The 18,335-nt window shown below is 68.8% G+C and carries 14 protein-coding genes; 10 read left to right on the top strand and 4 right to left on the bottom strand.

The window, feature by feature from the left end:
* Positions 1-7: 7 nt before the first annotated feature.
* Positions 8-367: a helix-turn-helix transcriptional regulator gene (locus tag NR810_RS49510; RefSeq protein ID WP_257463137.1), complete on the bottom strand. Its 360-nt coding sequence runs from the start codon at positions 365-367 to the stop codon at positions 8-10.
* A gap of 334 nt (positions 368-701) precedes the next feature.
* Here NR810_RS49510 and NR810_RS49505 point away from each other — a divergent pair, with 334 nt between their 5' ends.
* Positions 702-1,370: a hypothetical protein gene (locus NR810_RS49505; protein WP_257463130.1), complete on the top strand. Its 669-nt coding sequence runs from the start codon at positions 702-704 to the stop codon at positions 1,368-1,370.
* On the opposite strand, the gene NR810_RS49500 is transcribed toward NR810_RS49505, so the two are convergent.
* Positions 1,367-2,659, bottom strand: coding sequence for a CapA family protein (locus tag NR810_RS49500; RefSeq protein WP_257463123.1), 1,293 nt, complete (start codon positions 2,657-2,659; stop codon positions 1,367-1,369). The two genes, NR810_RS49505 and NR810_RS49500, sit on opposite strands and share 4 nt — an antisense overlap.
* Positions 2,660-2,799: 140 nt before the next feature.
* On the opposite strand from NR810_RS49500, the gene NR810_RS49495 reads away from it, so the two are divergent.
* Together NR810_RS49495 and NR810_RS49490 are read left to right on the top strand one after the other, a co-directional pair.
* The gene (locus NR810_RS49495; RefSeq protein WP_257463122.1) at positions 2,800-4,155 is read left to right on the top strand and encodes a DUF2254 domain-containing protein; all 1,356 of its coding nucleotides are present in this window, start codon (positions 2,800-2,802) and stop codon (positions 4,153-4,155) included.
* A gap of 45 nt (positions 4,156-4,200) precedes the next feature.
* Positions 4,201-4,746, top strand: a complete 546-nt coding sequence (locus NR810_RS49490; RefSeq protein ID WP_257463120.1) for a glutathione peroxidase — start codon at positions 4,201-4,203, stop codon at positions 4,744-4,746.
* Positions 4,747-4,785: 39 nt separating this feature from the next.
* Here NR810_RS49490 and NR810_RS49485 read toward each other — a convergent pair whose 3' ends face one another.
* Both NR810_RS49485 and NR810_RS49480 read right to left on the bottom strand, forming a co-directional pair.
* A complete protein-coding gene (locus NR810_RS49485; RefSeq protein WP_257463115.1) occupies positions 4,786-5,391 on the bottom strand; it encodes a TetR/AcrR family transcriptional regulator in 606 nt (201 codons plus the stop codon).
* Complete coding sequence (locus tag NR810_RS49480) at positions 5,388-6,506, bottom strand: saccharopine dehydrogenase family protein (protein WP_257463106.1); 1,119 nt, start codon at positions 6,504-6,506, stop codon at positions 5,388-5,390. Before NR810_RS49480 ends, NR810_RS49485 begins: the two co-directional genes overlap by 4 nt.
* A 201-nt stretch (positions 6,507-6,707) precedes the next feature.
* Here NR810_RS49480 and NR810_RS49475 point away from each other — a divergent pair, with 201 nt between their 5' ends.
* The 7 genes from NR810_RS49475 (at position 6,708) to NR810_RS49445 (ending at position 18,326) form a co-directional block, all read left to right on the top strand.
* Entirely contained in the window at positions 6,708-8,111 is a 1,404-nt protein-coding gene (locus NR810_RS49475) for an amidase family protein (RefSeq protein ID WP_257463105.1), read from the top strand.
* A 162-nt stretch (positions 8,112-8,273) separates the two neighbouring features.
* Positions 8,274-8,684 carry a cupin domain-containing protein gene (locus NR810_RS49470; RefSeq protein ID WP_257463103.1) on the top strand — a complete coding sequence of 137 codons (411 nt, stop codon included), beginning with the start codon at positions 8,274-8,276 and terminating at the stop codon, positions 8,682-8,684.
* Between the two features lie 64 nt (positions 8,685-8,748).
* Positions 8,749-9,021 carry a mersacidin/lichenicidin family type 2 lantibiotic gene (locus tag NR810_RS49465; RefSeq protein ID WP_257463101.1) on the top strand — a complete coding sequence of 91 codons (273 nt, stop codon included), beginning with the start codon at positions 8,749-8,751 and terminating at the stop codon, positions 9,019-9,021.
* Positions 9,022-9,256: 235 nt separating this feature from the next.
* A complete protein-coding gene (locus NR810_RS49460) occupies positions 9,257-11,062 on the top strand; it encodes a hypothetical protein (RefSeq protein WP_257463083.1) in 1,806 nt (601 codons plus the stop codon).
* Between the two features lie 16 nt (positions 11,063-11,078).
* Complete coding sequence (locus tag NR810_RS49455) at positions 11,079-12,869, top strand: hypothetical protein (RefSeq protein ID WP_257463082.1); 1,791 nt, start codon at positions 11,079-11,081, stop codon at positions 12,867-12,869.
* 51 nt (positions 12,870-12,920) lie between these two features.
* On the top strand, positions 12,921-15,122 hold the full coding sequence (locus tag NR810_RS49450) for a sensor histidine kinase (protein ID WP_257463080.1): 2,202 nt from the start codon (positions 12,921-12,923) through the stop codon (positions 15,120-15,122).
* 447 nt (positions 15,123-15,569) lie between these two features.
* Positions 15,570-18,326, top strand: coding sequence for a serine/threonine-protein kinase (locus NR810_RS49445; protein ID WP_257463074.1), 2,757 nt, complete (start codon positions 15,570-15,572; stop codon positions 18,324-18,326).
* The last annotated feature ends 9 nt before the right edge of the window (positions 18,327-18,335 follow it).

The raw sequence follows: 18,335 nt of genomic DNA, 5'->3' as shown, positions 1-18,335 counted from the left end.
GTGAGATTCAACGCGTGAGCGCGGTGGCGATGACGTTGAGCACCTTGAGCTGGGACGGAGACAGGGTGCGCAGCGAGCGCGCCAGCTTGCGCAGCTCCGGGGAGCGCTCCTCCTTCGCTGGCAGCGAGTCCACCCAGGCCGTCACCTCGGTGTGACTCAGGCTCAACAGCGTGTCCGAGGGAATCTTCAGGATGATGCTCAACCGGCGCAGCGTGGGGACGCTGGGCATCATTCCCCCGCGCTCGATGCGGCCGTACACACCCGGAGCCAGACCGACCTTCTCGGCCGCTTCCGCCTGGGTGAGCCCCGCGCGCAACCGGGCGGCACGCGCCGCCGCCCCCAATGCGAGGGCCAGCTTGTCATCCATGCGCTGCTGCGAAATGGGGGGTGGGATGCGTTTCGATGCCATGGTGCCTGACGTACAAAGAGACGTAGGAAGACATTACCCGAGAGGCCAACCCGCGCCTAGGAACTTGCGGCATCTCGTCCTCGCGCGGAAGCACCGCCTCCTGCTCCATGGGTCGTGCACCGCCCCACGACCGGGGGAGTCCTCCTGGACCCCTCTTCCGACCTGGGAGGTCCCCCGCGCGCCAGGAGAGCACACGGGAGGGCGGGCGCCTCCTGCGGCCTCGCGACCCGCATGACCACGTTCCCGGTCTGACAGTGAACACCCCACGACATCTCAACGAGGAGACGGAACGATGACCGGGAAGACGAAACTCGCACTGGCTGGACTGCTCGCGGGCTCCATGGCGCTGGGAACCGCCGGCATGCGCGCGGAGGCCAGGACGACCCCACTGGGCCTCGCCCTGCAACAGGGCGGCGGCACCGGTATGGGACAGACCGGCACGGGCACGGGTGGCACGGGCACGGGTACGGGTGGCACGGGCACGGGTACGGGCACCGGGACTGGTACGGGCACCGGCACCGGGACTGGTACGGGCACCGGCACTGACACCGGCACCGGCGGCGCGGGTACTGGCACTGGCACGAGCACTGACACCGGCACGGGCGGCGCGGGCACCCCGCAGGGCCAGGGCACCCTCGACCCATCCAGGACGAACGACACGGGTGACACGAGCACCCTGGACGAGCCCGGCACCGGCGGCACGGGCACCACGCAGGACCAGGGCACCCTCGACGAGCCCGGTACCCTCGACGAGCCCGGCACCGGCGGCGCGGGCGCCGATGACATGACGGATGACCCGGCGCTCGACGAGCCCGGCACCGGCGGCGCGGGTGACCTCGGACAGGACCGCGTGGGTGATGAGGACGAGGGAATCCTCCGCGATGAGGGGCTCGACCATCAGGAGGGGCAGGCCGATCAGGACACCGTGAGCCCTCCGGGCACGGGCCAGCAGCAGCGCTAACCCGCCGGACGCCTCCCGGGCTCCGCCGTGCCCACGCTGGAGCCGGGAGGCCGGGCTATCTGGAGGATGAGCTCGCGCCGGCGCCGGGCCATGTCGAGCCGGCGCTCGAGCGCGGTGCGCTCCTGACGGACTTCGTGGGACTGGGTGGCGGCGCGGGCCGCGAGCGCCACCAGCCGCTCATGGATGACCTGCACCTCCTGGTCGAGGAGCACGGGCTGGATGTGGCGAGGAACCTTGCCCCGGCCGAGGGCGACGTAGTGGTTGTTCTCGATCCACACGGGCAGGACGGACGAGCCCTCCAGCGACACGGGCGCGCCCGGATGGGGACGCGTGAGCGAGAGCCGCAGCAGCAGGGAGTCGCGCTTGCTGCCCACCTCCTCCGACCGCGGGCCGTGGACGTAGTGCCGATCCTGGTTGGCGATGAGGTTGCCCAGGGAGAAGGCGACGAGCGTGTCGCGTCCGGAGGTGGTGCGGTACGACTCGATGGGCTGTAGCACATGGGGGTGGTGGCCGATGATGGCGAGCGCGCCGGCCTCCAGGAGGGCACGGGCCAGCTTCCGGTCATCCGGATGCGGCGTGTGCGAGTACTCGGTGCCCCAGTGGATGGCGACGATGAGCGCGTCGCAGCGCCGGGCAGCGGCGCGCACCACCTCCACGGCGGCCTCCGGGGCCAGCCAGGAACCACCCGCCTTGGCGTTGTAGGGCACGTAGGCGACGTGGGGCGAGGTGTCCGGCTCGTTCGGATTTCGCGCGCCGTTCAACCACCGGGTGAAGGACAGGAAGCCGATCCGCATCCCGCGCTTCTCGAGGATGAGGGGCGTCCACGCGGAGGCCTCGGAGGAGCCCGAGCCGACGCTCCGGAGGCCCGCCTCCGCCAGGTACTTCCACGTGGAGGAGACACCCGCGCGGCGCTGGTCGAAGGCATGGTTGTTGGCGGTGGACACGACGTCCACCCCGGCGGAGGCCAGGGCGCGCAGCATGGCGGGCGGCGCGTCGAAGATGAGGGGCGCGGTGGGCGCGCGGGGATCTCCGCTGACGGGCGTCTCCAGATTGACCATGGCGACGTCGGCGGTGCGCAGCACGTCGGTGATGGGTCCGAAGACGTGGTCCCATCCCTCGTTGTTGAGCGACCGGTGGGTGCCATCTCCGTCCTGGATGGAGCGCGCGTGGTCGGCCGCGGCCTCCTTCACCTCGCCATGGGGAATGACATCCCCACCGAAGACGAGCTCCACGCGGTCGGGTGTGGCGCCATACAGCAGGGGAACGAGCAGAAACGCCTGAACGAGCACGCCCTCACGCTATCCGAGCAGGCGGGGTGATGGACAGGGGGCCCCCCTCGTGGACGGGAGAGCAGCTTGCGAGCACCTGGGGGCATTCACAGGGTGAAGGGAAGAGCAGTCCCCCCCATCCGGGTCTGGAGGGCCCGTCGATGCCACCGCACCTGGCGAAGCTGTGGAACTCCATCCAATCGAGCCTCTGGTTGCGGCCCGTGCTGTTCGTGGCCACGGGCATCGTGCTCGGACTGGTGCTGCCGACACTCGACCGGATCTGGCCGGGACTGGGCCGGGAAGTGCGCTCCCACGAGTTGTCCATCTACATCCCCACCACGCCGGACAGCAGCCGCGAGGTGCTCATCAGCATGGCGGCGGCGCTGGTCACCGTCATGACGGTGGCCACCTCCATGACGATGGTGGCGGTGCAGCTCGCCTCCACGCAGTACACCCCACGGCTGCTGGGGCGCTTCATGGCGGACCACGACACGCAGCGGGTGCTCGGCACCTACCTGCTCACCGTGGTCTACCTGCTGCTCCTGCTATCGGTGGTGGGCACTCCGGAGTACGAGGGCCAGAAGAGGGACCTGCCAGTCCTGTCGCTCGGGGTGGCGATGCTCCTCACCCTGGGCTGCCTGCTGCTGCTGCCCCACTTCCTCCACCACGCCGGCTGGTCCGTGCAGGCGAACACCATCATCTCGTCCATCGGAAGGGAGGTCATCCAGGAGCTGGACCGGTTGAAGCTCGACGAGATGCGGGAGCTGGGCGAAGAGCTGCCCGGCCCGGCCGGGAAGTCCACGACCGTCACCGCGAGGGAGACGGGCTACGTGCAGCTCCTGGACGAGGAGCGGCTGATCGCGGCCCTTCCCAAGGAGGTGCACACGGTGCGGCTCGACGTGAGGACCGGGGACTTCCTCTTCCCGGGGCTGCCGCTCCTGTCGCTCTGGCCCCCGGTCCCCTTGACCGAGCGGCAACGGAAACGGCTGCACGCCGCGCTCGCCGTGGGGAGCACCCGCACCACACAACAGGACGTGCTCTACGGGGTAAGGCAGCTGGTGGACATGGCCCTCAAGGCGCTCTCGCCGGCCATCAATGACGTCACCACGTCGGTGATGGTGATCAACGAGCTGGGCGCGGTGGGGCGGGCGGTGGCACACAAGCGGCTGCTCGGCCAGGGTTGGTGGATGCGGCGCATCCGTGGCGTGACGCTGCTGCGCCCTGGCTTCGGGCTCGCGCCCTTCCTGCAGGACGCGTTCGGGGAGATTCCCCTCGCCGCCTCTTCCCAGCCCCGGGTCATCCTGCGCATCCTGGAGGTGCTCGCGCAGATCGCCAGTGTCGAGCAGGACGCGACGATCCGGAGGATGCTGGTGCGGACCGGCCGGTCGGTCTACGCGGCGGTCCGGCTCTCCGAGCAACGCGAACGTGACATGCGGCTCATCGATGAGCTCTGGCTCGGGCTGCAGCAGAAGGAGGCTCCCCTGTCCGCTTCCCTTCCGTGCGAAACGGTGCACTGAGGAATTCCTGGTGAAACGCGCGGAGGGCTCGAGCATCTGGGGGGCATGCCAAACCGACTGCTTCCCCTCACCGTGGCGGCTGTGCTGATGGGTACGGCCGCCGTATCCGCGGAGCGTGCGATGTCCTTCTTCGAGCTGCAGACCAAGCGCCTCAATGGCCAGGCCGTGAACCTCTCCGAGTACAAGGGGAAGGTGGTGCTGGTGGTGAACACCGCGTCCGAGTGCGGCTACACGCCCCAGTACGCGGGGCTGGAGAAGCTCTGGGGCGAGTACAAGGACAAGGGGGTGGTGGTGCTGGGCATCCCCTCCAACGACTTTGGAGGCCAGGAGCCCGGCAGCGCGGAGCAGATCGCGAAGTTCTGCGAGCTGCGCTTCAAGGTGACGTTCCCGATGCTCGAGAAGGTGAAGACGAAGGGCGCGGGCCAGTCGCCCATCTACGAGTTCCTGGCGCGCAAGCACGGCGAGCCGAAGTGGAACTTCCACAAGTACCTGGTGGGCAAGGACGGCCAGGTGCGTGCCGCCTTCCCCAGCTCGGTGACGCCCGAGAGCGCCGAGCTCAAGAGCGCCCTCGACAAGGCCCTGGCGGAGTAGGCCGGGCGCGATACCGGGTCGTGGGAGGAGGCTCGGGCCCTAGGGCGCGCGCCCGCTCCCCGCCGTGAGCCAGGACACCACGCGCCGCAGCTCGGCCTCCACCTTCCTATCGGGCTCCCCCACCGTTCCGGACCGGAAGAGCGAGAGCCCCTCCAGCAGGGCCACGAGCAGCTCCGCGCGTGCGCGGGTCTCCGCGCGGGACAGCCTTGGAGCCAACTGGCCCAGCCGCTCCGCCACCGTGTCGGTATAGCGCGCGTAGAAGGTCCGAAGCTCCGCGGCGATGGCGGGCTCCCGCGCCGCTAGCGCCCACAAGTCGTAGAAGAGCCGGTAGCTGGCGGGGTCCAGCTGATCCTCCAACAGGGCCTTCAACGACTCGTCGAGTGCCTCGGCCGGGTCTCCCGCCGCGCCCATCCGCTCCTCGAGCCGCGCCGTCGCCCGCTCCAGGACGCGCGCGAGCAGGGCCCGCACCAGCTCCTCGCGAGTCGCGAAGTAGTACTGGAGGTTGCCCAGCCGGATGCCCGCCCGTTGGGCCACCCCGCGCAGCGTGAGGGCCGCGTGTCCCTCGTCCACGAGCAGCCGTTGCGCCGCGTCGAGGATGGCTTCGCTCCGCTCCTGGCCCTTGCGGGAGGCACCACGCGTGCTCATGCCGCCCGCCTCTCCCCCTCCGTGCCGCCCTGGACCTCGAGCTCCACCCCCAGGGAGCGCAGCGCCGCGAGCGCTCGCTCTGGAGACGGGGTCTGCTCCGGGAAGGCGACTCCTCGAGGGGGTGCGTCTCCATCCAGCCCGAGCGCGCGCTCCAGGGCCAGGGTGGCTCCCGCCGCGGTCAGGTGGGCCTGACCCCGAGCATCCACCAGCGTGGCCGTGCGCGACCCACCTCCCGAGGAGACCTCGATGCGGACCACGGCCCGGCCCCCCTGGCCGGAGCTACGCAACAGGGCGCGACGCACGCCCCGGAAACGCTCCCCCCGGAGCAGGTGGATGAGACCCAGCCCCCGGAGGGCCTGGAACGCGAGCGTGGCCGACTCGTCACTGAAGCCGATGCGCGTGGAGACCGTCCGCGCGCCGAGCACCAGGGGAAGCGTGAGCTGCTCGGGCGTATCGAGCCGCACCACCCGGCGGGGCCGGCCCGCGAGCTCGACCCGGCGCGCTCCGGTCAGTGGCTCCACCTCCCGGCGCCGTCCCTCCTCCATCACCTCGAAGGGGAGGTGCATGCGGTCCATGAACTCGATCGAGTCCTCGCCCGCGCGATCGGCCAGGTCATAGAGGATGGAGGTGTCGATGGATTGCGCGCCCCCCAACTCCCGGGCCAGCGCCGCGCCCACCAGTGGGACGATGCCTCCCATCCATCCGGAGGCGAGAACGACAGGAGCACGGGGCGGCTCCACCGCCACGCACGCCAGGGCCTGCTGCACGCGCGCCGTCCAGCGGGTGATGTCCACGAAGGGGATGCCCGCGTGAACGCACGCGCGCAGCAGCCGGTCCAGGGGATCGTTCACCAGGGTGACCACGGCACGTGCGGAGAAGTCGAGCGGGGCCGCTCCCATGAGGTCCAACGCATGGAGCGACGCCCCCACTTCCGCCGCCAGGGCTTCGCCCCGTGAGGGCGTCCGTCCGGCCAACACCAGCGGCAGCGAGGGATGACGGGCCCGGAGCATCCGGGCCACCTCACCTCCGACGACTCCATACCCCCCGGCGAGCACCACGGCCCCGTTGGGGTCGTACCGGAGCGTGTCCCTCACGACGATTTCCCGAGAGCTCATGGGAAGAATATAGGTCATCTGACCTAATTCTTCAACGGGTGTCGACGAAGCCTCGCGCGTCGAGCTCGCCGGGCTCAGACGATGCCGCCGTTCGGCGCGTTGGCGCCGGTCACCAGCTCGAGCACCTTGGCCAGTGAGTGAGACCTTGACCGAGACGGAAATCACGCGCATGTCGTTCCCGTTCCTGAATGGGGGTATCAGATGAAGGAGTTGGCGTCTCTCGCCCGCCTCGACGGCATGGCCCAGGCGGAGCTGTGTGCGCGGGGAGAGATCTCCGCGGACGAGCTGTTCGACGCGTGCCTGGCGCGCATCGACGCGTTGAACCCGCTGTTGCGTGCGGTCACCACGGCCGCTCGCGAGCGCCCCCGTCAGACGAACGCGGGTCCGTTCTCCGGGGTGCCGTTCCTGGTGAAGGACGCCACGCCGTGGCCGGGGCTGCGTTGGACCATGGGCTCGCGGCTGTTCGCGGCCAACATCGCCCGGCAGCAGACGCCCTACGGCAAGCAGCTCCAGGAGTCGGGGCTCGTGTGCGCCGGCAAGAGCGCGACGTCGGAGTTCGGTCTGCTCTTCAGCACCGAGACGTTGCTCGAGGGCGTGACGCACAACCCGTGGAACCTCGCCTGCTCGGCCACGGGCTCGTCCGGCGGCAGCGCGGCCGCGGTCGCCGCGGGGCTCGTCCCGCTCGCGCACGCCAACGATGGCGGCGGCTCCATCCGCGTCCCCGCGTCCGCGTGCGGGCTCTTCGGCTTCAAGCCGAGCCGTGGCCGCACGGTGCCGGCCAGCTTCGGCCGCTCGGACTTCGGCGACATGACGAGCGAGCACTGCATCAGCCGCTCGGTGCGTGACAGCGCGTTGTTCCTGTCCATCACCGAGGATCGCTCGAGTGGTACGCCCGTCGGCTTCGTGCGCGAGCCGATCGCCCGCAAGCTGCGCATCGCCACCTGGACGCGGACGATGATGGGCGAGGAGCCGGAGCCCGCGGTACGCCGCGCCTACGATGAGGCGGTGGCGCTACTCACCGGGCTCGGTCACAGCGTCGAGCCAATCGCGCCGCCCGGGTTCGACCGTGCCGCGCTGAGTGACGCGTTCTTCATCGTCTCGGGTGCGGCCATCGCGGGCATCGTCGAGATGATCGACCAGACGCGTGGTGTGCCCGTGCAGAGCGACGAGCTCGAGCCGTTCACCTGGGCGCTGGTCGAGACCTTCCTCGCGCGCGGTCCCGACGCGCTGCCGCAATCGCGCGCCGTCTTCGCGCGGGCGGTGCACGCCTACCACGAGACGACCCGAGGGTATGACGTGGTGCTCACGCCGACGATCGCCACCGAGCCCTGGCGCATCGGGCACCTCTCGCCCATCCTCGGGCGTGAAGAGCTGATCCGCCGCACGGGGCGCTCCGTCGGTTACACATCGCTCCACAACATCGCGGGCTGCCCCGGGATGTCCGTGCCCCTCCACTTCCCGGAGAACGGTCTGCCCATCGGCACCCACTTCGCCGCGGCCCCCGGCGCCGACGCGCTGCTCCTCGGCCTCGCGTACCAGCTCGAACAGGCGCGCCCGTGGAAGGACCGTTGGGCGCCCTACTCGATTCCCGCGCTCTACGAATGAGAGGGGATGGGGCTCGGCCGCCGGAGCCTGTCCTCGAAAGAGGCCAGCCGGGCGGTGGGCATCTGGCTGAGCCTTCCCTCGCTCGAAGGAGGGTCCACGCGGGCCCGGGCGCGTCCCCAACTTCCTCTGGAAGTTCCGCCCACGGTCGAGGAGGCGAATGCCATGAGCCAGTTGATCACCAAGAAGTTCTCCCAACCCGATGAGCGGCGGCCCTTCATCGCGCATGGCCATGTGGACGTCATCCATCTCGACGGCCGCACCATGGGATTGATCGTCTGCGAGCCCGGATGGACCTGGTCGAAGGACGTCCAGCCCATCGCTGGGACGAAGAGCTGCCAGGTTGCCCACTCCTGCTACTACGTCTCCGGGAGCATGGAGGTCATCATGGACGACGGCACCCGGAAGACGCTTCACGCGGGGGACGTGGCCTACATTCCGCCCGGGCACGATGCGAGGGTGGTGGGCGATGAGCCCTGCGTACTGGTGGACTTCGAGGGCATGTCCAACTACGCGCAGCGCGAAGCCTCCACGGAACGGGAGGAGTCCACGGGACTGACGACCCCACTCATTTGAAGTCACAGGTACGGCGGGCGACTCCACCCAGATGCCCGATCAAGGGCATGACCAGGAGGACGCCATGAATCGTAGAGAGCTGATCATCCGGGCGTGGAAGGACCCGCGGTACCGGGCGAGTCTGTCCACGGAGGAGCGCGCGGCGCTGCCGGAGAGCCCCGCGGGCCAGTCGATGGCGGAGCTCGAGGAGTCGCAGCTGGACCAGGCCGTGGGTGGCGGGTTGCCGGGCGGCGGCATCATCACCTCGCCCATCCGCTGCCGCACCGTGGCCATCGCCAAATGCGGGCCCACCCTCACCTGGGTCGGCCCGTGTCCCCCTCCTCCCGTGCTGGAGTGAGGGCATGCACGGCTGGAGCCCGGTTCGCCGGGCTTCAGCCCCCATGCTGTCCAAGCAGCCCACCGCGGAAGAGCCGCTGACTCGCCTGGACCTCCTCACATCCAGAGCGAGGCCACTCTGCCTGTTCGAGCACGAGGGACGCCCCCCAACCCCAGGTCCCTGGACCCCATGCGGGAACACCTGTCCGTTCTCGAGGCGCGGGTCGCGGCGCGGCCCATTGCGGGCAGAGGATGGCATGACCATACAACTCCATGGCCGCTGGAGCCTCAGCGTCACCAAGGCGATTCACTCCTGGGAGAATCGCTTCCGAATCCAGGGAGCGACCACGGGCAGCGGCACGTATCCGCCCACCGTCGGCCTCGCGGTGGTTGCCGACGGCGCGAGCTGGTCGTTGGTCGCGGAATATCGGGAGTCCACCGCGGACGGTTGGAAACCTTCGGAGATGATGATCGACCCAGGGGTCGAGCGGGTGGACATCCTGGCCACCATCGGTGCCGAGGACCCGCTCCCTTCCCGTGACTTCGAGGACATCCAGTGGGAGGCCAGGTACCTCGGCGGCACGATGCTGGAGATCCCCTACCGGCCCTATGCGGTGCGCACCACCGACCTCTTTCAGATGCCCGACGGCATTTTCGAGGCGGCGCTCGGCACGTACTACATGGCGGTCAGGGTGGTGAACCGCTGGGGCCTGCCCTTCACCGAGAACCACGTCCTCGACATCACGCCGGAAAGCCGTGCCATCCTGGCCGCGCGTGGCATCGTCGTGCTCGATGGCTGGTCCAACGCGGAATTGGCCGCGCTCGGCCAGACGCAACTCGGCAGCGGCATCGTGCTGGGACCGCTGGTGCCAGGAGCCGCGCGCACCGTCTACTTCAAGGTCAATGTCAGTGGTGCGGCCCCGCGCAAACACGAGGTCGAGTTCGTCTGCTGGAACATGGCCGGCATGCAAGATGTCAACAACCCCAACCGCCGGGTGCGCAAGCACATCTTCGTCAGCCGCACCCGCATCGACCAGACGACGGGGGAGGTCGTCTCCGAAGTACAGGAAGGCACACTGCGCTTCAGCCTGAAGCAGTTCGCCTTCGACCGGGAGACCGCCTACAAGGGCCGCAGGCGCCTGCCCAAGCGCCCCGGAGGTCCTGGTCGCGATCCGGCGGTGCGCGAGGCGATACGGGAGGCCCTCAAGTCAATCCTGGACGGGCGCGAGGTCGATCCCTGCGAAGTCTTGCACCTGCTGGCCTGCCACTGCACGGGGAACGGGAGACCTGGAGGACCGAGAGACCCCGACAAGCCCCACGACGGCCGCTTCGAGTACGACCCCTTCTACGCCTTTCCCACCCGGTTCTCGTTCTCGGTGACACCGCGCACTCCCTACACGGGCCAGTACGGGCCCATTCCCTACCAGGACCCGTGGTGGAAGGTGCTGCTCCTCATCATCGCGGCCATTCTCCTGATCGCGGCCCTGCTCGAGCAATCCTCCGACCTCGCCTACCACGACGAGGATCTGGTGATTGGAACGCTCAACCGCTGGAGCCAGAACGACATCGACGCGGCGCTCTGCCTGCTCGACACCGATCGGGCACTGGGCTTCTCGCAGGTGCTGGACGCCCAATCCGATGAAGACAATCAAGGCTTCATCAACGCCCTCGACGGATTGGTCAACGTGAGCGGGCCTGTGATGACGCGCGCCGAGATCGACGACATCCTGTTGACGACACCGCCGAACGACCCGAGGCGGCGGGTCTTCAAGTCCGGCGCCACCACCGGCCTCACCCACGGAATGATCCGCACGCTCGCACCGGATGGACACGACAAGGCAACCTGGGGCATCGATCAGCTCATCATCGACCGCGATCCGGCTTTTGGTGAAGACGTCAGCATCCCCGGCGATTCCGGCTCGGTCTGGGTACACACGGCGACCCTGCGGCCGATCGCGCTGAACCACAGCGGCTCGCGGGATGCCAACGACAACCCCACGGGCGACACCGCCTGGGCGTCATTGCTCGAGGATGTATTCGCCAGAATGGGCATAACCCTTTGATGGGGAGGCTGAGAACATGCCGGACGACAACCGAGCGAAGATCGACAAACTGAACGCGCTGGTCGCTCGGTTGCGAGGGGAATACGCCAGCGATCCGAACGTGCGCACCATCGGTTGGGGACTCAAGCGTTCGAAGGGTTCCCTCCAGGACGTACTCAGCATCATCTTCTACGTCAAATCCAAGCTGCCCTCGGAACGGGCCATCGCCTCGGCGGGCTCACATCCCATTCCAGAGGAGCTCGAGGGATATCCGACCGATGTCGAAGAGGTACGCCCGGGAACCCAGTCGGCTGGACAGCGGGATGACCGACAGTTCGACCCGCTCGTCGGTGGGCCGGCCACCAGCAATGCGGAGGAGCATCTCTTCTGGTTCAACGGCAGCGGCACGCTCGGCATGCTGGTGCGGGACGCGAGCACCAACGCGCCCATGGCGCTGTCGAACTGGCATGTCTGGGCTGACGGCGGCGACGAGGGTGACGACATCATCCAACCCGGGCACCCGACGGCTGGCGACCACCTCGAGGGCGTGGGAAAGGTGTTGGCCTGTGGGCCGCTCTTGAGCACCGTCATTGAATGGGAAGCGCCTTCACCTCTGGCCGGCGGACTCTACGGTGGGGCGGCGGCGGCGGCCGTGGCGGCAGCGGCCAGCGACTACCGCGACCCGATCCGCCGTGGCCAGGATCAAACCACCCCGGATCCAGGTGAGCGCACCCTGCGCGAGGAGGTGGAGATGGCGATCGAGTACCCGCAGCTGCCGTTGCCGGGCCGCCCCTTCCATACGCAGGTACGGTGGCACTACCAGCGCCATACCGAGCGCCGCGTGCTTGAGCACACGGTCAAGGAGGAACGCGTCAACTCGCAATTCCTCCTGGGCAAGATGATCGTGACCGACCGCGGCTCCTACAAGCCGGGCGACGTGGTCAACCTGACGGCCGCGGTCTGGGACTATCAACCGCGCCCTTGCGACGCCTACCACGTCGTGGCGCACCTGCTGCCGCACAATCGGCCTGGAGATGCGCTCAGGGTAGTGCTGCACCCGACGACCTGCCCGAGCAGCATCCATCCCTTCCCGCCGGAAGATGACGACCAGCAGCGGACCTGCCTGGACTTCGCTCGGTTCTCCCTGGGTGAGTATCCGTCCAAGGGCGCCTTCAATTGGTTGACGTACCTCAGCCAGTCGCAAGAGCCGGTCCGTATCGTCAACTGGTACAACAACACGCCCGCGCTGGCGATCCCGGCGGGCTCGTTGCGGCTGTCGCACATTCCAACGAATCGCGTAACGGCGCGGGTGGTACAGTTCACCAGCACGCCAGTGACAATGGCGGCCTACAACGCGTCGGGACAATCGCTCGGCCAGACCACGGCACCGAATGTCCAGGGCGTCGAGCATGTGCTCGAGCTCGGGGCCGAGGGCATTGTGGGTGTGGTGCTCCGGGGGGGCGGAGGCGAGGGTGTGTTGCTGGAATACTGTGTTCACGGTGGTGCCAGGACAAACCTGTCGAACGTCATCACCGAATCGATAGCCACCGGGCTCGCCCTGGAACTGCCGGACCTGAAGCAGGCTGACCGGCGGCTGAGGGCAAAGCGCTGCTGTTATACCGGGAGCATCAGGCTGCCCCCGACCGAGAAGCAGGGCAAATGGGATGTGCATCTCGTGGTGCAGAACGTGAATCACGTGCCAGAGGGCACCCCCCCGGAGCAGGCGGCCACCGTCATCGGCGGGCATGTGCTGAGCGCCCATGCGGCCCCTGATCTTGTCGGTTGCGGCGTCATCATGCTGCTCGATCACGTTTTCGACGTGATTTGACGGCGGAGGCGCTCCCCTGAATCGCATCAGCGGGTACCATGTCCCTCCGGTATGCGCGCCCTGGGCTTCCTGCTCCTGCTGTTGCTGGCTGCTCCTTCACTCGCGGAACCCGAGCGGACGAAGGCGAAGACGGTGCTGCTCTTCATGCCGGAGGACGTCTCGGTGCCGGCCATCGCGGACTTCGCCCGGAGCTTCCGGCAGACGCTACAGAGCGAGTGGCGGGAGCCCGTCACCGTCAACATCGAGTACCTCGACATGGCCTGGTTCGGCAGCGCCGGGTACGAGCGGGCGCTGCGTGACTTCTATGTGGCCAAGTACCGGGAGCGGCGCCCCGAGGCCCTCGTCGTCTTCGCGGATGCCACCCCCTTCCTGCTCAAGCTCCAGCAGGAGCTGTGGCCACAGGTGCCGCTCCTCTCCATCGTCAACGACGACTTCCTGGCGCGGGCCCTTCCCCAGAGCCCCTACCTGCGAGGCAACTGGGCGGACCTCGACATACCGGGCACGGTGCGGATGGCCCTGCGGCTCCTCCCGGACACACGCCATGTCGTCCTCGTCCTCGGCTCCAGCCAACGCGAGGTGGACGCCTGGAGCTTCGTGGAGCAAGAGGTCCGCTCCGCCGCGCCGGGCCGCGAGTTCATCGGCCTCACCGGGCTGACGCTGGAGGAGCTGCGACAGCGTGTGCGCACCCTGCCCGAGGACAGCGTGGTCTTCATGATCGGCTTCATGCGCGACGCGCGGGGTCAGAGCCTCATCGGGCGCGACGTGCTGCGGCTGCTGCATGCCGACGGAAGTCCCCCCATCTTCAGTGTCCACAAGACGATGCTGGGCCAGGGACTCGTCGGGGGCATCCTGCTGGACTACGAGCTGCTCGGCCAACAGGTGGCGCGGCGCACCATGCGGCTGCTGGGGGGTGAGCAGGCCGCGAGCCTGCCGCCCGGTCCCATCGAGGCCAACGTGCTCGCCTTCGACGCCAGGGAGCTGAAGCGCTGGCGCATCCCCGAGAGCAGCCTGCCCCCCGGCAGCGTGGTGCATTTCCGCGAGCATGGCCTCTGGGAGCGCTACCGCTGGCAGGTGACGCTGGCACTGGCGGCCGGCCTGCTCCAGGCCGTGCTCATCGCCGTGCTGCTGCTGGAGCGCCGCGGGCGCATGAGCGCCCAGCGGGTGAACCTGGCGGTGCTGGATTCGCTCCCGGGCTCCGTGGCCATCCTCGACAGGCACGGGGTGGTGCTGCGGGCCAACCCGGCCTCGGCCCGGCTCGAGGGCCTGGGAGGGCTGCCCACCGAGAAGCTCTTCGTACCGGGAGGCCCGTACCTGGAGACCTTCCGCGAGGCGGCGCGCACGGGCCACCCCGAGGCGGCCAGGGTGGCCACGCTGCTCCAGGAGGTGCTCTCGGGCCACGCTCACGAGGACGTGGTGGAGTTCCACGGCTTCGCGGCGGACTCGTGGTTCGAGCTGCGCGCCCGGCGATTGGAGCTGCCCGAGGGCGGGGCCGTCGTGTCCCTGGTGGACGTCACCCCCCGCCGGCGCGCCGAGCTGGAGGCACGCCGGGCCCGGGACGAGCGGGCCCACATGGAGCGCGTGGCCGCCGTGGGAGAGCTGGGTGTCTCCATCGCCCACGAGCTGAACCAACCCCTGGCGGCCATCCTCACCAACGCCGAGGCCGCTCAACGCCTGTTGGAGCGAAATCCCACGGACCTCTCCCTGGTGCGCGAGATGCTCCAGGACATCATCTCCGACGACAAGCGGGCCGGCGAGGTCATCCGCCACATGCGGGCACTGTTGAGGAAGGGCGAGTTCCCGGCCACCGCCCATGACTTCAACGAGCTGGTGCGGCAGGTGACGCGCCTGGTGAGCAATGACGCGCAGCTTCGCGGGGCCTCCCTCACACTGCACCTGGCCGGCTCACCCCTCCCCGTCAAGGGAGACGGCGTGCAGCTCCAACAGGTAGTGCTCAACCTGATCGTCAATGCCCTGGACGCGGTGAGCCCGTGCCCGCCCGGAGAACGGCAGGTCCAGGTGTGCACCCGTCAGGTGGAGGACCGTGTGGAGCTGATCGTGGAGGACACGGGCGTGGGCTTGAGTGAGGAAGTGCTCGCTCACATCTTCGAGCCCTTCTTCACCACCAAGCCCAAGGGCCTGGGCATGGGCCTGTCCATCAGCCGCTCCATCCTCGAGGAACACCAGGGACGCCTCCAGGGCGAGCGCCGGCCGGGCCGCGGCGCACGCTTCCGCTGCACCCTCCCGCTCGCCTGAGAGGGCTGTGCTAGCCTGGGACGCCAACCGGAGTGACGAGGACTCGCGTTGGAAGGCCGCCCGCCTCAAGAGCGTCCCACGGTGTTCGTCGTGGACGATGACCCTTCGGTACTGCGCAGCCTCGTGCACATGTTCCAGGTGGAGGGGTACGCGGTGGCGGAGCTGGTGCGGCTGATGGAGCGGTTGGAATCACTGCCCTGAGCACGCTCCAGGCTTACGCCATTTTAGTAAAAATCCAGGAAAACTGTCAATTCAACAAAGATCCCATGGGCTGACTCCGGGGGAGGAATTACCTGAAGGCTCGCATCTCGCGGTGCCTCCTGGGGGGCGTCGTTCGTCGCTGAGCAGACAATGCCAGCGCAGGAGTGACCCATGCAGACGAAGGATAGCCAGAGCGCTCACGGGTTCGCTCCAACATTCTTGAAAAATGGAGCCGAACCGTCGCCCGTGCGCAGGAGGCTGCCTCCGTCGCTCGCCGCGCGGTACGAGGACATCCGGTTCGCTGGCGAAGGGGCGATGGGAACCGTCTACCGCGCGGAGGATCCGCGGCTCGGACGCCCCATCGCGCTGAAGCTCCTCAAGAGCGGCGAGCCGTCGCTCTGCCGGAGGTTCATCGCCGAGGCACGCGCCCAGGCGCGCATCCAGCACGAGCACGTGTGCAGCGTGTACGAGGCCGGGCTGGCGGATGGCGAGCCGTACATCGTGATGCAGTACATCGACGGCGAGCCGCTGTCGCGCGTGCGCGAGCGCATGACGCTCGAGCAGCAGGTGAAGCTGCTCCAGGAGGTCGCCACGGCGGTGCACGAGGCGCACCGGCAGGGGATGATCCACAGGGATCTCAAGCCGGGGAACATCCTCGTCGAGCAGCGCGAGGACGGGACGTGGAAGCCCTACGTGGTGGACTTCGGCCTGGCGCGCGAGGTCGCGGAGCAGGGACAGACCCAGACGGGTGAGGTGCTCGGCACACCCGCCTATATGTCGCCAGAGCAGGCCAATGGGGACGTGCACCAGCTGGACCGCCGCACGGACGTGTACTCACTGGGGGCGACGCTGTACGACGTGATCGCCGGGCGGCCTCCCTATGTCTCGGAGCACCCGTGGAAGTTGCTCCTGATGTCGGTGCAGGAGGACCCGCCGCCGCTGGGACAGGTGAAGCCGGGAGTCCCGAAGGATCTCGAGACCCTCGTGATGAAGTGCCTCGAGCGGGAGCCGGCGCGCCGCTACGACTCCGCGCGGGCGCTCGCGGAGGAGCTGCGGCGCTTCCTGGACGGCGAGCCCATCCAGGCGAAACAGGCCTCCTGGGGATACCGCCTCTGGAAGAAGGCCCTCAGGAACAAGCTGCTCACGGTGAGCCTGGGTGCGCTCGTGCTGGGAACGCTCGGGCTTGGAGCCGTCTGGGTGGGAGCCCAAAGGCACGCGGAGGAGCAGGCGCGGCTGGCCCGGGAGCTGGGTGAGAGCGTGAAGGAGATGGAGCTGTTCCTCCGCGCGGCGTACGGGCTGCCTCTCCATGACGTGGAGCGGGAGCGGGACGTGGTGCGCGCCCGGCTCGGAGAGCTGGAGCAGCACCTGCGCGCCGCGGGCGAGACCGGAAGGGCGCCCGGACACCACGCGCTCGGGCTGGGATACCTCGCGCTCGGGGAGCCCAGGCTGGCGCGGGAGCACCTGGAGAAGGCACTCGCGGCCGGGTACTCGTCGGCGAGCCTCGAGTATGCATTGGGACGGGCGCTCGGAGAGCTGTTCCGGCGAGCCCTGGAGGACACCCGGCGCATCACCCACCCGGGGGAACGTCAGGAGAAGGTGGCGCTCCTCGACAAGGAGCTGCGCGGGCCCGCCCTCCTCCACCTGCGGGCGGCGATGGGCTCGAGGCTCGAGGTGCCCGAGTACGTGGAGGGATTGATCGCCCTGTACGAGGGCAACCACGACCAGGCGATCGAGAAGGCGCGGGCGGCCTTCGACAAGGCCCCCTGGATGTACGAGCCGAAGAAGCTCGAGGGGGATGCGCTGTACGCCGAGGGCAGCAAGTACAGGCACGACGCGGCGTTCGACTACGAGAAGATGAAGGGCTACTTCGAGCGGGCCTCACGGGCCTACCGGGTGGCGGCGGAGATGGGCAGGAGCGATCCCTCCATCCACCGGGCGGAGTGCGAGCTCTGGGAGAAGATGGGGTGGGCGGACTACTCGCGGGGACTGCCGCCCGGCCCGTCCTTCGAGGCCGCCGAGGTGGCGTGCAACCGCGCGGTGCGCTCGAGCTCGAAAGAGGGCGAGGCCCTGGTGCAACGGGCCCTCGTGCTCCTGGCGCGGGTGCATGTGCTGGGTGGCAGCGTCTCGGAGGATGCGGTTCCCGTGGTGGAGGAGGCACTCGCGGCCGCCGAGGAGGGGATGCGAGCGCGCCCCCGGGATGTCATGGCCCACTACGCGCTGGCCCAGGCCCTCTACCTCCGGGCCCGGATCCTGTCCGCGCTGGATCGCGAGGCCTCCATGGAGCCGGCCATCGCGGCGTACCAGCGGGTCCTGTCATTGGAGCCGGGTTTCACCTGGGCCCACAACGAGCTGGGCGAGGCGTATCTCGGGGAGGCCATGAGAATCCTCGCGCTGGGACAGGAGGCCACGCAACTGCTGGAGAAGGCCTCGCGGCAGTACGAACAGGCCCTGGCGCTCGACTCCGGGTTCGCGTTGCCCGTGGGCGGCTTGCTGGAGGCATCGACTGTCCGGATCGAAGCGGAGATCGCCCGGAAGCGCGAGGCGCCCGAGGCGCACCAGGCGCTCTTCCACGCGCTGACCCGGCTCGAACAGGTGGGCTCGAGCCCCCAGGTCGTCGCGCTGTGGACGGCACGCGCGCATCGGCTCCGTGCCCATCACGACTTCGTGCTCGGCCGGGATCCCCGTCCGTCGCTGGAGAAGGCATTCGAAGTGCTCGGCTCCGTTGCGGGGGACCCGCCGGAGGACGCCTGGCTGCTCACGGAGTGGGTGTTGGACCGCCTCCTCGAAGCCGAGAACGAGCGGCGCCAGGGGAGGGCTCCCGCGACGGCCCTGGCGAAAGCACGGGCCTCGCTGCGGAAGGTGGGCGAGATGGACAGGCGGCGAGCCAGGAGGATCTGCAAGGCGGCGGCTCAACTGAGCCCGCTCCTGGCCCGCGAGTGCCAGTTCCTCCAGAAAAGCGATTCGGAGAACCCCTCCACCCGAATCAAGACATCCAAGACGTGACTCCATCCG

Source organism: Archangium lipolyticum (genome assembly GCF_024623785.1).
Classification (GTDB): domain Bacteria; phylum Myxococcota; class Myxococcia; order Myxococcales; family Myxococcaceae; genus Archangium; species Archangium lipolyticum.
Note: the sequence above shows the minus strand (reverse complement) of the source record. Positions and strands in the feature narration are given on the sequence as shown.